The organism is Tepidibacillus fermentans, assembly GCF_004342885.1.
In the GTDB taxonomy this organism is placed as follows: Bacteria; Bacillota; Bacilli; order Tepidibacillales; family Tepidibacillaceae; genus Tepidibacillus; species Tepidibacillus fermentans.
The window spans coordinates 67699-81015 of sequence record NZ_SMAB01000005.1 but is presented as its reverse complement, the minus strand read 5'-3'; the positions used below and the strand labels follow the sequence as shown (position 1 = coordinate 81015).

The 13317-nt window shown below is 38.7% G+C and carries 14 protein-coding genes and 1 riboswitch; all 14 genes read left to right on the top strand.

Annotated features, from left to right (window positions below; all coding sequences use genetic code 11):
* The first annotated feature begins 113 nt into the window (after nucleotides 1-113).
* The 14 genes from EDD72_RS04780 to EDD72_RS04715 all read left to right on the top strand — a co-directional run bounded on the left by EDD72_RS04780 (nucleotide 114) and on the right by EDD72_RS04715 (nucleotide 13312).
* A complete protein-coding gene (locus tag EDD72_RS04780) occupies nucleotides 114-1286 on the top strand; it encodes a sensor histidine kinase (protein ID WP_132767933.1) in 1173 nt (390 codons plus the stop codon).
* Nucleotides 1270-1971, top strand: a complete 702-nt coding sequence (locus EDD72_RS04775) for a response regulator (protein WP_132767780.1) — start codon at nucleotides 1270-1272, stop codon at nucleotides 1969-1971. Before EDD72_RS04780 ends, EDD72_RS04775 begins: the two co-directional genes overlap by 17 nt.
* A 69-nt stretch (nucleotides 1972-2040) precedes the next feature.
* A complete protein-coding gene (locus EDD72_RS04770; protein ID WP_132767778.1) occupies nucleotides 2041-2490 on the top strand; it encodes a glycosyltransferase family A protein in 450 nt (149 codons plus the stop codon).
* Nucleotides 2491-2650: 160 nt separating this feature from the next.
* Nucleotides 2651-2737: riboswitch (cyclic di-GMP riboswitch) on the top strand.
* Nucleotides 2738-2871: 134 nt separating this feature from the next.
* On the top strand, nucleotides 2872-3081 hold the full coding sequence (locus EDD72_RS04765) for a Flp family type IVb pilin (RefSeq protein ID WP_132767776.1): 210 nt from the start codon (nucleotides 2872-2874) through the stop codon (nucleotides 3079-3081).
* Nucleotides 3082-3226: 145 nt separating this feature from the next.
* A complete protein-coding gene (locus tag EDD72_RS04760) occupies nucleotides 3227-3631 on the top strand; it encodes a TadE/TadG family type IV pilus assembly protein (protein WP_132767774.1) in 405 nt (134 codons plus the stop codon).
* On the top strand, nucleotides 3624-4550 hold the full coding sequence (locus EDD72_RS04755) for a pilus assembly protein TadG-related protein (RefSeq protein ID WP_132767772.1): 927 nt from the start codon (nucleotides 3624-3626) through the stop codon (nucleotides 4548-4550). Before EDD72_RS04760 ends, EDD72_RS04755 begins: the two co-directional genes overlap by 8 nt.
* 13 nt (nucleotides 4551-4563) lie before the next feature.
* Entirely contained in the window at nucleotides 4564-5295 is a 732-nt protein-coding gene (cpaB, locus tag EDD72_RS04750) for a Flp pilus assembly protein CpaB (protein WP_132767770.1), read from the top strand.
* A gap of 11 nt (nucleotides 5296-5306) precedes the next feature.
* Nucleotides 5307-6518: a CpaE/TadZ family protein gene (locus tag EDD72_RS04745; RefSeq protein ID WP_132767768.1), complete on the top strand. Its 1212-nt coding sequence runs from the start codon at nucleotides 5307-5309 to the stop codon at nucleotides 6516-6518.
* Nucleotides 6519-6534: 16 nt separating this feature from the next.
* On the top strand, nucleotides 6535-7887 hold the full coding sequence (locus tag EDD72_RS04740) for a TadA family conjugal transfer-associated ATPase (RefSeq protein ID WP_132767766.1): 1353 nt from the start codon (nucleotides 6535-6537) through the stop codon (nucleotides 7885-7887).
* Between the two features lie 34 nt (nucleotides 7888-7921).
* On the top strand, nucleotides 7922-8902 hold the full coding sequence (locus EDD72_RS04735; RefSeq protein ID WP_132767764.1) for a type II secretion system F family protein: 981 nt from the start codon (nucleotides 7922-7924) through the stop codon (nucleotides 8900-8902).
* A 3-nt stretch (nucleotides 8903-8905) separates the two neighbouring features.
* Nucleotides 8906-9832: a type II secretion system F family protein gene (locus EDD72_RS04730; RefSeq protein ID WP_207893642.1), complete on the top strand. Its 927-nt coding sequence runs from the start codon at nucleotides 8906-8908 to the stop codon at nucleotides 9830-9832.
* 10 nt (nucleotides 9833-9842) lie between these two features.
* A complete protein-coding gene (locus tag EDD72_RS04725) occupies nucleotides 9843-10226 on the top strand; it encodes a DUF192 domain-containing protein (RefSeq protein WP_132767762.1) in 384 nt (127 codons plus the stop codon).
* A gap of 98 nt (nucleotides 10227-10324) precedes the next feature.
* Entirely contained in the window at nucleotides 10325-11170 is an 846-nt protein-coding gene (locus EDD72_RS04720; RefSeq protein ID WP_279388085.1) for a DegV family protein, read from the top strand.
* Between the two features lie 318 nt (nucleotides 11171-11488).
* Nucleotides 11489-13312 carry an ATP-dependent helicase ComFA gene (locus EDD72_RS04715; RefSeq protein ID WP_132767758.1) on the top strand — a complete coding sequence of 608 codons (1824 nt, stop codon included), beginning with the start codon at nucleotides 11489-11491 and terminating at the stop codon, nucleotides 13310-13312.
* The last annotated feature ends 5 nt before the right edge of the window (nucleotides 13313-13317 follow it).

The window sequence follows — 13317 nt, the reverse complement described above, 5'->3', positions numbered from 1 at the left end:
TCAAAAGAACTAGAATATCGTGAATGAATAGGACAGATTGCAGACGTGTATAAGAAGTGATGGGTATGTTACAATGAAACTATAACGAGTTCGGATGGGGTGTAATATCTTTGATACAGAAAGATTTTGATGGTCAAAGTTTAGAAAGGGTGTTAAAAAAAACGATTGAAGCCATCGAAAACAGCAAAAAACAAATCTTTGAAATTACTGAAAATTCAAGGGCAGATAAAGAAAAATTGCTGCAAAAATTAGAGTTATTAAATATAGAAACAAAGAAAGTGATTGATGAGGTTGATCATTTAGAAGAAAAATATCGTCGAGCAAGAATGAATTTGGCTCATGTAAGTCGTAATTTTAAAAAGTTTACAGAAGAAGACATTCAAAGGGCATATGAAGAGGCAAATGAACTTCAAGTTCGTTTATATATCACAAGGGAACGAGAAGGGAATCTAAAAGCTCGCCGCAATGAATTGCAACTCAGTTTACGAAATATAGAATTCATGATTGAGCGAGCAGAGGTATTGATGACCCAGATTGGAGTCGTTTTTGACTATTTATCTGGCGATTTATTTAAAGTTTCAGAAGTGATTGAATCGGCACAATACCGTCAATTGTATGGTTTGAAAATTATTCAGGCCCAAGAGGAAGAACGTAAGCGGGTAGCAAGAGAGATTCATGACGGCCCTGCTCAATCGATGGCCAATGTGGTATTGCGAACAGAAATTGCAGAACGCTTCCTTCACCATCAACAAATGGATCAAGCCATGCAAGAATTACGAGATTTAAAGGATATGGTGCGGCAGAGTTTAGCTGATGTTCGTAAAATTATTTTTGACTTGCGACCGATGGCGTTAGATGATTTAGGTTTATTTCCAACTCTACGCAAATATACTCAAGAACTGGCAGCTCGAGAGAATTTCAATTTAGAGCTAAAGTTAACAGGAAGGGAACGCCGTTTACCATCCATGATGGAGGTCGCCATTTTTCGTTTGATTCAAGAAGCTCTAAATAATGTGGTCAAACATGCGAATGCTTCAAATGTTAGTGTTCATGTCGATTTGCAGGATAATTTGATTAAAGTAATGGTAAAAGATGATGGCGTAGGCTTTTCCGAAGATCGACTAAATAGAGAACGTGATCACTTTGGCTTAATGGGGATGAAAGAAAGAGTACAACTATTAGAAGGTAAAATGGATATTCAGTCAGAAAAAAATAAAGGTACCACCGTAACCTTTGTCATTCAAATCAAGGAGGGTGAGGAAAAGACCAATGAACTCAAAAAGTAAAATTCGTATTTTAATCGCGGATGACCATCAACTTTTCCGTGAAGGAATCAAACGGATTATTAATTTAGAAGAAGATATGGAAGTGATTGCCGAATGTTCAGATGGACAAGGAATTCTAAACCAATATCATGGTGTTACGCTAGATGTGATCTTGATGGATATCAATATGCCGAATATGAATGGAGTTGAGGCAACCAGAAAAGTGAAAGAGATTTTTCCGAAATCCAAAGTGATTATATTATCCATTCATGATGATGAAGGGTATGTATTTGAGACATTAAGAGCAGGGGCTTCTGGCTACTTATTAAAAGATATGGAAGCAGAGACTTTAATTCAAGCGATTCGTTCTGTGGCAAAAGGAAACGCCTATATTCATCCACAAGTCACGGGGAAAGTGATTGAAGAATATCGTCGACTAAGTAATAAAGAGCTTCATGGTTCTCAACATGAATCCGTTTTTATCGACAAATCACTCGATTGGCGTCTCATATTAACCCCACGGGAGATTGAGGTCCTTCAACTCTTGGCAGAGGGAAATAGTAATCGCCAGATTGGTGAGAAATTATTTATCAGTGAAAAAACGGTAAAAAATCATGTGAGTAGTATATTACAAAAGATGAATGTCCAAGATCGCACACAAGCGGTAATTACAGCGATTAAAAATGGTTGGGTTCACATTTCGTAATCCAATAGAAAACGTTTCTCGAACCAGATAAGGCATAGGGGCATATACTCTACTAAGGAGGGGGCCACTATGCTTTCTTTAGTTTTATGGACCATATGCCTCTATGGAATCATTCTACTTGGCTTTAAACTTTTTTATTCCTATTTTTGTATGAAATTAGCAAAAAAAACAGGAAGCAATAATTCCCATTACCTGATCTTAGCAAAAGATAATCAATCGATTATTGAATGGGTGATTCGTTCGCTTTGGTTTTGGCAATGTATCGATGGGAAACCCATCAAAATGACAATCATTGACTTTGGTTCAAGCGATGACACATTTGCAATTATCCAACGATTGCACCACCAATCTTTTCAAGTAAAGTTGATCCTAGAACAGGAAATGGCTGAAAAAGAAGAGATCATAGGAAGAAAGATAGAAGAAATATGTAGAAATGGTGAACAAGTGGAAATTATTGATCTTATGGATTATGACAAAAGGAACAAACATGGGGCAAATTCAGCGATTCGAGTATCCTGATAGGTCAATGAGAGCAGGGAATAGGGACTTAATTGCCTGAATTTTTGGATATAAGTACAGAAAACATGTGTTTTTACCTAGTAAAAAATAGGAAGTTAGAAAGATAACAAACCCTATATTTCTTCGTACAATTAAAGTAAAGAAAGGCTCAAAAGAAAACAATCAATAAAGGCAAACTACTCGAAAGGGTAGGACGCAAAGCCATGGGTCTAAGGTTCATATGAACGATGATTGCCAGGTTGCTGATTGCTTCGTTACATAGACGAACTCCTCAGCAATGTGAGGAGTTTTTTTCTTAGACTTAGCAGTCAGACCATTTGCGCACCATCTGTGCTACTCCGAATTCATAATGAGCCGATATTAAAAAGGAGGAATGGTCAAATGAAAAAGTTTTTCACAAAATTATGGGTGAAACAGTTGGATTGGAAGTCAAGGGCAAAGAAATCTTTAGAAAATGAAGCTGGACAAGGTATGGTAGAATACGGTTTAATCATTGCTCTGATTGCAGTCGTGGTGATTGGAGCGTTATCGTTAATGGGTACTAGTATTAGGGATTTGTTCACCAATGTTACCTCTAGTCTCCAACAATAAAAAGGAATGATCATGCAATAATTTATTATTATCTCTATTAACCCTATGAAAGGTCCTACTATCCGAAGTAGGGCCTTATTTACAGGACGGAAGGCGCTTCTTTTATAGAATAGTAAACCTCTTATGAGAATCGGAGGTTAGAAGAGTGATTAAGAGATTACGAAAACGGATCAAAGGGGAAGAGGGGCAATCCTTAGTAGAATTTACCCTAGTGATTCCGATCCTTCTTCTTCTATTACTAGGAATTATTGAATTTGGACATATCTTTTATGCGTATCTTCTGATTGAAAATGCTTCAAGAGATGGAGCAAGATATGGTTCCGTGTGGGCGACAGATACCGAGATAAGGCAAATCATTGATGAAAAAACCTATTCCTTAGAACCAACAAATCTTGTAGTTACCATCTCCCCAGCTTACGAGTATCGCCAAAGAGGGGAGAAGGTGGAAGTGAAGATTGATTATAAAGTCCCATTATGGGGCCCAATATGGGGAGAGCTTTTACCCAATCCTTTTCCGATAACGGCAAAGACGGTGATGCGAGTTGAATAACCAAAAAGGGAATATATCGATCATGATGTTATTTGCCATGATTGTCATTCTAGGAATGACGGCGATGGTCATCGATTTAGGGAATCTAATGTTAGAAAAACAGAAGTTATCTGATGCGGTTGATGCTGCTGCCATCTCAGGAGCACAGGAATTGGTAAATGGAGCTGAACAGGCAAAAGAAACCGCGATTCAATTTGCCAATGAAAATGGCGTGATGGATCCATCCATTACGGTTAATGTGGACAACCATAAAATTACTGTTGCTGGAAAGCGAGATGTTCCATTTTTCTTTGCCAAAATTTTTGGTTTTGATCATGTATTAGTAGAATCGACTGCTACAGCACAGATTAAGCCACTTTCGGGTGCAAAAGGCATTGTACCATTATCAGTAGTAGCGCCTAACCCTAATGCAGAAGATTATGGTTTTCAATTTGGTTCCTTATATACCTTAAAATACGACCCGTTCAACGTAGCCAATGGGAATTTCGGTCCATTAGCACTTGGTGGGACGGGGGCTTCTAATTATGAGAATAATCTATTAAATGGTTACATTAGTAAACTTAGTATTAATGATTCAGTAAAGACGGAAACAGGTAATATGTCAGGGCCAACAGAACGGGTCATTAAGGAACGAATCAATCTTGATGCTTATGATTCTGAATGCCAAACCTATGACTTAGCCAAAAAAAATCGAAACTGTAAACGGATCATCTACCTTCCTGTTATCGAGAGTTTGAATTTAAACGGAAGAGAAACGGTAAAAATTATCGGGTTTGCATCCTTCTATATTGAAAATGTAGGTGGCAATGGAAATGATTCCTATGTTACAGGAAGGTTTATGAAAAACATCTACTCTGGTGATTGGGATGATGAAAACACGAAAGATTCAGGATTATATGCGGTGAAATTAGTCAAGTAGGGGAGAGAAAGAGATGAAAGTGACCAATCGACACTTATTCTTGCTCGCGTTATTTCTTGGACTTACTACTACCTTTTTCATCTATTTTTATTTATCAAAGGTAGAAACGGTGAATCAGTCACTTGAACCAACGAAAAAAGTAGTCGTAGCAAAAGTAACGATTCAACCGAAAACAAAGATTACAAAAGAAATGGTAGAAATGAAAGGACTAAAGGTTAGTGCCTTATCGGAGTCTACATATACAGATATAAAAGATATTCTTGGAAAGACGGTAAAGGAAACCATCTACTCTGGAGAGCCGATTGTCAATCAACGATTAGCAGATCAAGAATATCAGAAAACTCATTTAGCTTATTCTGTTCCAAAAGGGTATCGAGCGATTACCTTACAATACAGTTCAGTAATGGGTGTTGGTGGATTTATTGAATCAGGGGATTATGTGGATGTGATAGGAACCTTTGATCAGAAGATCATGCAAGGAGCTTCTCCAGAAAAAGATGTATCGAAAATTATCTTACAAAATGTACTGGTTTTGGCTGTGGGAAATCAAACAGATGAAAAGCAAGGAGGAGAAAAAGAGAAAAAACAAATTGAGACGGTTACATTAGCGGTAAAGCCACATGATGCGGAACGGTTAACCTTCACAGAAGAAAGAGGTAGCATTCGACTGATTTTAAGACCGATCAATGAACAGGATCAGCCACAAACAGGTGGCATAACGAATCAAAATCTTTTTACACCTTAGGGGTGATCACGATGACAGATTGGATACGGGTGTTAATCGTTGATGATATAGAGGAAACAAGAATGAATCTACGCAAGGCTTTGTCCTTTGAGAGCCGGATCGATGTCGTTGCTGAAGCAGAGAACGGCTTCCAAGCGATTGATTTTGCATGTAAATATAAACCAGATATTATCTTGATGGATATCAATATGCCAGATATGGATGGAATACAGGCAACAGAAAGAATTAGTTTGAAATGCCCATCGGCTAATGTGATTGTCATTTCCGTACAAAGAGAACAGGATTATCTGCGTAAAGCAATGTTAGCAGGAGCAAAGGAATTTCTCATTAAACCCTTTTCTCCTGATGAATTAATCCAAGCCGTGATCACAGTGTATGAGAAAAATAAACAGCGGGCTGTTCAAGTTTATGCCCATCAAATTTTAGAACAAGGATATGTCCAAAGTCCAAAGATTATTACGGTTTTTAGTGGGAAAGGCGGAGTGGGCAAGAGTTTGATTGCGGCAAATCTAGCTGCAGGCTTAAATCAACGGAATAAAAAAGTGGTTGTTCTTGATCTCGATCTAATGTTTGGCGATATCGCAGCGATGTTTAACTTGAAAGTGAAAGAGACAATATACCACGTGGTTCAAGAAATTGAAAGGCTTGATGCAGAATCCCTTCTCTCTTATTTATATGAAACCAACTCAGGAGTTCGCGTACTAGCGGCTCCGCTTCGTCCAGAACAAAGTGAAGTTGTCACAGGGAAACATGTAGAAAAAATCTTGCGACTTTTAAAAGAAACACATGATTATGTCATTGTCGATACACCGGCACAATTAACAGATCCAGTCCTTGCGTTAGATTCATCCAATCTTACACTATTAGTCAATACGTTAAATATACCTGTATTTCGACACAATCGAACCGTTCTAGAAGTGATGGACGCCGTCAATTATCCAACAGATCGGGTGAGACTGATTATTAATCGAGCTGATCTAGATACAGGGATCAAGCCGAAAGATATTAAGACAGCTCTTGGAATGGAACCTTACAGCTTACTACCTGAAGATAAATATGCCGATCTATCGATTAATCGAGGCGAACCCTTAATCGAGATGAAACCAGGAAGCAAGTGGGCAAAACAAATGAACAAATTGATTGAGATGATTAGCGCAGAAGATGAGCGGAGTAAATCTGAGTCTTGGTTAAGTCGATTTGTCTGGAAAAAGAAACGGAAATAACAGGAGGTGAAGGGATATGTCCTTACTTCAACGACTGCAAGGGGAGCAAGGAAAACATGATCTAAACCAAAAAAAACAAAAGATCGTTGCAGAAAAAACGGTCATAGCGGAAGAACCCTTTAAAGAATTAAAACGAAAAATTCATGACAAATTGCTAGAAGAATTGGGGAGTGAACCCTTAACTGACGAGTCGACAGAAAATGAAGATGAGATCCGAAAACTAATCGAATCGATTTTAAATGGGGAAGAAGAACCACTAACAAGACAGCAAAAAGAATCGATTATTGAGGATATGCTTGCTGAGATTAACGGGTTTGGCCCAATTAATGCATTACTAAAAGATGATGAAATCTCTGAGGTGATGGTGAATCATGCGAAACAGGTCTATGTGGAGCGGAGAGGAAAACTTGAATTAGCACCTGCTCAATTTCGTGATGATGCCCATGTCATGCGAGTGATTGAAAAAATTGTTTCTCCACTTGGGCGAAGAATTGACGAAAGTTCGCCAATGGTTGATGCACGATTACCCGATGGATCAAGGGTGAATGCAATCATTCCACCACTTGCGATCAAAGGGCCTTGTATTACGATTCGTAAGTTTTCCAAAGATCCGTTTCAAATTGAAGATTTGATTCGTTTTGGTACTTTAACGGAGAAAATGGCAAAATTCCTCGAAGCAGCAGTAAAAGCAAGGTTGAACATCGTTGTTTCTGGGGGTACAGGAAGTGGGAAAACAACAACCTTGAATGTCTTATCCTCATTTATTCCTGCCGATGAACGAATCGTTACCATTGAAGATGCTGCAGAGCTTCAATTACGTCAAGATCATGTTATTACGTTAGAGACTCGTCCTGCAAACATTGAAGGGAAAGGTGCAATTACGATGAGAGATCTGGTTCGAAACAGTTTGCGGATGAGACCGGATCGAATTGTCGTTGGCGAGGTAAGAAGTGGAGAAGCATTAGATATGTTACAAGCGATGAATACTGGACATGATGGATCATTAACCACAGGTCATGCCAATTCTCCTCGGGATATGTTGGCTCGTTTGGAAACAATGGTGCTAATGGCAGGGATGGATTTGCCTGTACGCGCGATCCGAGAACAAATTGCTTCCGCGATTGATTTAATCGTTCAGCAAAATCGAATGAAGGATGGCTCAAGAAAGATTACGCATATTACTGAGGTATTAGGGATGGAAGGGGATATCATTACATTACAAGATATATTCGTCTATAAACAGCAAGGAAAGGATGCGGATGGAAGAGTCATTGGTAGGTTCCAGCCAACAGGTATCGTTCCAAAATCATTAGAGACGATCCAATCTTTTGGTATCCCGATAGGTACGGAGTTATTTCAATTTCATTAGACGAGTGAATTTGAACAACGAGGGAGTGATAAAGATGAAATGGGTCGTCCTTCTCAGCTTCTTTTTCTTTAGTTTTAGTTTCTTTTTCTGGTTGGTGCAATATCTCGATCAAAGAAGAAGTCGAATTCGCAAACGGGTGCATGAGATTGAGAAGAAGGAATGGCAAGTAACAGAAGAGACAACTGCAAAAGCAAAAAGAAAGGAAAAGAGTTTTATTCTTGCTCGTTTGTTTGAGAGAATTTTTTACAATCTGAAATGGTTACGGATATTAGATGAAAAATTGCAAGTGGAACTAAAACGAGCCAATCTTTTGATGAAATCATCGGAATTTATGTCACTTACCTTTCTATTTGTTATATTTGGTGGGATTGTGGGAACGATCATCGCAGGTGGACATATCGAACGGGGAATCTGGTTCGGAGGAATCACTTGGATTTTTCCTTCAATATGGCTAAAGAATAAGATCAAGAAACGAAAACGATTATTAGAAATGCAACTTCCAGAAATGATCAATATGATCTCCAACTCTTTGAAGGCAGGGTATTCTTTAATCCAATCCTTAGAACTTTTATCCCAAGAAATGTCTGCGCCTTTATCGGAAGAGATTCAACGAATGTTACAAGAAATGCGGATTGGAGTTCCAACCGAAGATGCTTTAATTCATTTTAACCAACGAATCGACAGTCAAGATTTAGATTTAATCATTACAGCAATGTTAATTCAAAGACAGGTTGGAGGGAATCTATCCGAGATTTTAGATACGATTGGTGAAACGATACGTGAACGGATTCGTATTCAAGGCGAAATAAAATCGTTAACGGCTCAAGGAAGAATGTCCATGATAATTTTTATGCTTTTACCGATTGGGCTAGGAATTTTTATTGGGTTATCTAATCCAGAATATATCAAGCCTCTATTCGTAAATCCTCTGGGATGGGCCATGATGACCCTTGCATTTATGGGGCAAATTATTGGTGCTTTGCTGATTAAAAAGATTACAAGTATTGAGGTGTGATTGATGAATCAACCGATTCTATTTTTATTAGTGATAGCTATTCTCATTATTTCCTTTTTTTATTTGGTTTTAAAAATGATCTTCACAACTCGCTTAAAAGTGGCGAAACGAATTGAAGAGATTCAAGCACCTCAGCCTGAAGAAAAAGGAGAGGAAGATCCTTACTCCTTACCTATCCAAGAACGATTGTTGAAACCTCTGTTCCATAAAGCAGAAAAGTCAATTATGAAATGGACGCCGTATGCCCTAAAATTAAGGGAACAACAAATGCTCACAGCTGCTGGACATCCGCATCATTTGACCCTTCAAGAATGGATGACATGGCGAATGGTGTTCTGGATTGGATTTGGTAGTCTGTTTACTTTCTTTGCATCGTTTCTTGAGACTAGGATTTTGAAGGTTGTAATACCGCTCGTCGGCTGGATTGTCGGTTATCTTGCTCCAATTTTTTATTTGAAGCGGAAAAAAGATGAACGAATTCAGGCGATTGAAAAGGGACTTCCCGATGTTTTGGATATTTTAACGGTTAGTGTTGAGGCAGGTCTTGGTTTTGATGCGGCGATCGTCAAAGTCGTGGAAAAGACCTCAGGAATATTGTCCGATGAGTTTCATAAAATGCTACAAGAGATGAAGATGGGAAAAAGTCGTCGCGAAGCACTGCGTAATCTTGGGAGTCGAACAAGCACAGATGATATGAATCAATTTGTTGGTGCCATTATTCAAGCTGATCAATTAGGAATTCGGATAGGAAATGTGTTACGGATTCAATCTGAAGATATGCGGCAAAAACGACGACAACGAGCAGAAGAAAAAGCAATGAAAGCACCGATCAAAATTTTGTTCCCGCTTGTCTTTTTTATCTTCCCAGCCATTTTTATTATTGTACTAGGGCCAGCGGTGATTCAAATCATTCATACCTTTATGAAATAGGTGAACAAAAATGGAAGAATGGATAATGATGAACGATGAAACAAAGCAAGTAGTTGGTCAGCGAATCCTAGTGGCCAACTCTTTTTTTCGACGATTGAAGGGATTGATGTTTCAAAAATCTTTCGGTGAATATGATGGGTTACTCTTAACGCAAACTAAGCAAATTCATATGTTTTGGATGCGTTTTCCACTCGATGTTGTCTATCTAAAAAGAATAGGGAAAAAAGAGGAAGACTGGATTTTTCAAATTGTTGATCTTCATGAAAACATGAAGCCGTGGACCATGGGGAAATGGGTTTCGCAAGCTACTGATGTATTGGAGGTAAAAGCTGGATGGATTCGTGAGCAGAAGATCAGAAAGGGGAATCTACTCCGTGTAAATAAATTGTCTTAATTTTCTTTTTTATCATTCTATTCATTTGAAATTGGAACGAAAATGATATAATGGGTATGAAGCAGTTGTTGGTGGAAAATAGAATAGAGGTGAAAAACGTGCCAAAGATCGCTATTGTTACAGATAGTACTGCTTACTTGAGTCAAGAGATCATTGACCGTTATGGGATTCACGTTGTACCATTATCTGTAAATTTTGGAAATCAAACATTAAAAGAAGGAAAAGATATAAGTACAGCAGAGTTTTATCAGCGCTTAAGGGAAAGTGACCAATTACCTACTACTTCCCAACCAGCAATTGGTGACTTTATTGCCCTTTATGAACGCCTAGCGAAAGATTATGATCAAGCCATAGCGATTCATCTATCGAGTGGAATTAGTGGTACGATGAACACATCACAATCAGCTGCACGAATGGTAGAGGGAATTGAAGTAGTTGTCCTCGATTCCGAAAGTGCTTGTTATGGTTTAGGCTTTATGGTAATTGAAGCGGCTAAAATGGTTGAGGAAGGGAAAAAACTTGAAGAAATCGTTGAACGAATTCAATGGATGGTTGGGAATTTACGGGCTTATTTTGTGGTAGATGATCTATCTTATCTTCACCGTGGAGGCCGTTTAAATGCGGCTCAATTCTTAATAGGCAGTATGTTAAAGATTAAACCGATTATTTATTTTGAAAATAAGAAGTTAGAACCTTTTGAAAAGATTCGGACGAAGAAAAAAGCGATTGATCGAATCTTGCAGTTATTAGATCAAGATGCAAGGGATGGAACGCCAATTCGTCTATCTGTTGTTCATGCAGATGTGATCGATGAGGCAAATGAACTATTAGAAAAAATCGAACGTACCTATCCTAATATTGAGGGAGATATTTCTGATTTTGGCCCAGTCATCGGTGCCCATACAGGCCCAGGTACAATTGGTATTGCTTGGTATAAGAAGTAGTCATCAAGAAACCGTTCCTATGTTTCATATTGGAATAACTTTTTCCATTAATCATCTTGGGGGTTTGTATATTCCATAAGCTGCGACATAGCGTGACTCGCAGCTTTAGCTGTGTAGCACGACTTGTACACGTTGTGTGCTTTCAGAAGTGCCCTTCTCTCCTTATTCTTTATTCATAGAAGGGCACGGATGACGGAGCGCGATGGAATATACAAACCTTTATTTATAGGAAGATACTAACCCACATGTTTCCTACCAACTGTTAGGTTTATATATTCCATAAGTGAAGAAATAGCACGACGGTAATGGGGGATATGAATGAGAAAATGTATCGTTTATTTGGTTGAAGAAAATGGAACATCTGAGTTCAGATTTAGTTTTGATCTAGAAATGGACCAGTTTTATTTTGCCAACCAACAGGTAAAAGAAATTATTGTCATTTCCCCTCCCCTTTCCATAGGAACCGCTCAGGCACTGATTCGATGTCTTAATGATGGAATGAAAAAGAGGGGTTTCATTATATTTGGCAGAAGAGAACGAAAAGAAGAAGTGGAACGTGAGCGAATTTGGCGATGTCAAGAAAAACTTGGCATAGCAAAGGTATATGATGTTTTTCCTAGTAAGGGGAACTTACTTGAGGGGATCACCGAAACAAGGAATAACAAAAGGGATTGGATGTGTGACCTAGCTACTTCTTATGCAAAGTGGAAAGAAGAAATTGCTCCTTTTGTCTTTGGCAAACAATTACTATTAGATGAGTTAAAAGGAATTCCAAATCTTGTTCTCGATGAATCTTTTTATCAAATGTTGCAATATGGGATTTTGACAGGAGAAGTAAAGGTTATGTCTAGTGTTGCTTCACCGCTTGATTCGGCAAGACCCATTTGCCATCGCTGTGGGTCGAGCGAGAAGGTACATGTTCAACCTTGTGCCAGTTGTGGCGATGCTTGTGCCACTTGTGAAGAATGTATTGCGATGGGAAGGAGTAAAACTTGTATCCCTTTGCTTCAGTTTACTTATTTTGGGGCGAAGATGATTAAGAAGGATCATAGACAGCGAGATATCCCCCCTACAATCAACACCCATTGTTACCAGTTAACTCCACATCAAGCACGGGTGGCCGAATATGCGGTTCATTTTCTTCATAATCAAGAATTTAAGGAACTACTCATCTGGGCAGTGACAGGAGCAGGTAAGACAGAGATGATTTTCCCAACGATTCATAAGGGGATCAGTAATGGATACCGCATTTTGCTTGCTTCGCCAAGGAAAGATGTGATTCGGGAATTAACGCCTAGGTTTCGTAAAGCCTTTCCTGAGATACCGATCGTTAGTCTTTATGGAGGTAGTCCTGAACGTTGGAATAGTGGCCAATTCTATTTGGCAACGACACATCAGACGTTGAGATTTGTTGATTTTTTTGATCTGGTGATCATTGATGAGATGGATGCTTTCCCTTATCATGGTGACTCTGTTTTACATCGTGTTGTACGTCGTGCATTAAAAAAAGACGGAAAACTTATTTATTTAACGGCTACACCTTCTAAAGATTGGATCGATCGTATTCAGCACCGTGAAATTGATGTAACGGTGCTGCCAATTCGTTATCACGGGAATCCCCTTCCTGTTCCAGAGTTGAAATATATTAATGATTTGCGGAAACGATTAAAACAAGAGAAGCCATTTCAAATCATGGAGGAATTTATTGCAGAAGTAAAGAAAAGAAAAGGACAAGCATTTATCTTTGTTTCTGAAGTTCGTTTGGTTAAAATCTGGCAGAATCAACTAAGGAAGTGGTTTCCCGATGCAAAAGTAGAAGGTGTTCATGCCACCGATTATTTGCGGGATGATAAAGTAGAACAGTTTCGCAAAGGGGATATTCAGTTCCTTGTTACGACGACCATTATGGAACGCGGGGTTACCGTACCCAATGTCCACGTTCTTGTGTTAGGTGCAGATACGCAAGTGTTTGATGAAGCGACATTAGTACAAATCGCGGGCCGCGTCGGAAGGTCGAAGGATTATCCTGATGGATTGGTGTGGTTTATTGCGGAAACAAAAACAAAAGACTTGGTCAAAGCTAAAGATCAAATCGAAAGAATGAATCAGTTAGCAAAAAATTGGATAAACAACAAAAAATAGTATAA

Excerpts from the sequence above, each read along its gene's own strand:
- EDD72_RS04775 (WP_132767780.1), top strand. The coding sequence starts at position 1,270 with ATGAACTCAAAAAGTAAAATTCGTATTTTAATCGCGGATGACCATCAA.
- EDD72_RS04770 (WP_132767778.1), top strand. The coding sequence starts at position 2,041 with ATGCTTTCTTTAGTTTTATGGACCATATGCCTCTATGGAATCATTCTA.
- EDD72_RS04765 (WP_132767776.1), top strand. The coding sequence starts at position 2,872 with ATGAAAAAGTTTTTCACAAAATTATGGGTGAAACAGTTGGATTGGAAG.
- cpaB (WP_132767770.1), top strand. The coding sequence starts at position 4,564 with ATGAAAGTGACCAATCGACACTTATTCTTGCTCGCGTTATTTCTTGGA.
- EDD72_RS04745 (WP_132767768.1), top strand. The coding sequence starts at position 5,307 with ATGACAGATTGGATACGGGTGTTAATCGTTGATGATATAGAGGAAACA.
- EDD72_RS04740 (WP_132767766.1), top strand. The coding sequence starts at position 6,535 with ATGTCCTTACTTCAACGACTGCAAGGGGAGCAAGGAAAACATGATCTA.
- EDD72_RS04735 (WP_132767764.1), top strand. The coding sequence starts at position 7,922 with ATGAAATGGGTCGTCCTTCTCAGCTTCTTTTTCTTTAGTTTTAGTTTC.
- EDD72_RS04730 (WP_207893642.1), top strand. The coding sequence starts at position 8,906 with ATGAATCAACCGATTCTATTTTTATTAGTGATAGCTATTCTCATTATT.
- EDD72_RS04725 (WP_132767762.1), top strand. The coding sequence starts at position 9,843 with ATGGAAGAATGGATAATGATGAACGATGAAACAAAGCAAGTAGTTGGT.
- EDD72_RS04715 (WP_132767758.1), top strand. The coding sequence starts at position 11,489 with ATGAGAAAATGTATCGTTTATTTGGTTGAAGAAAATGGAACATCTGAG.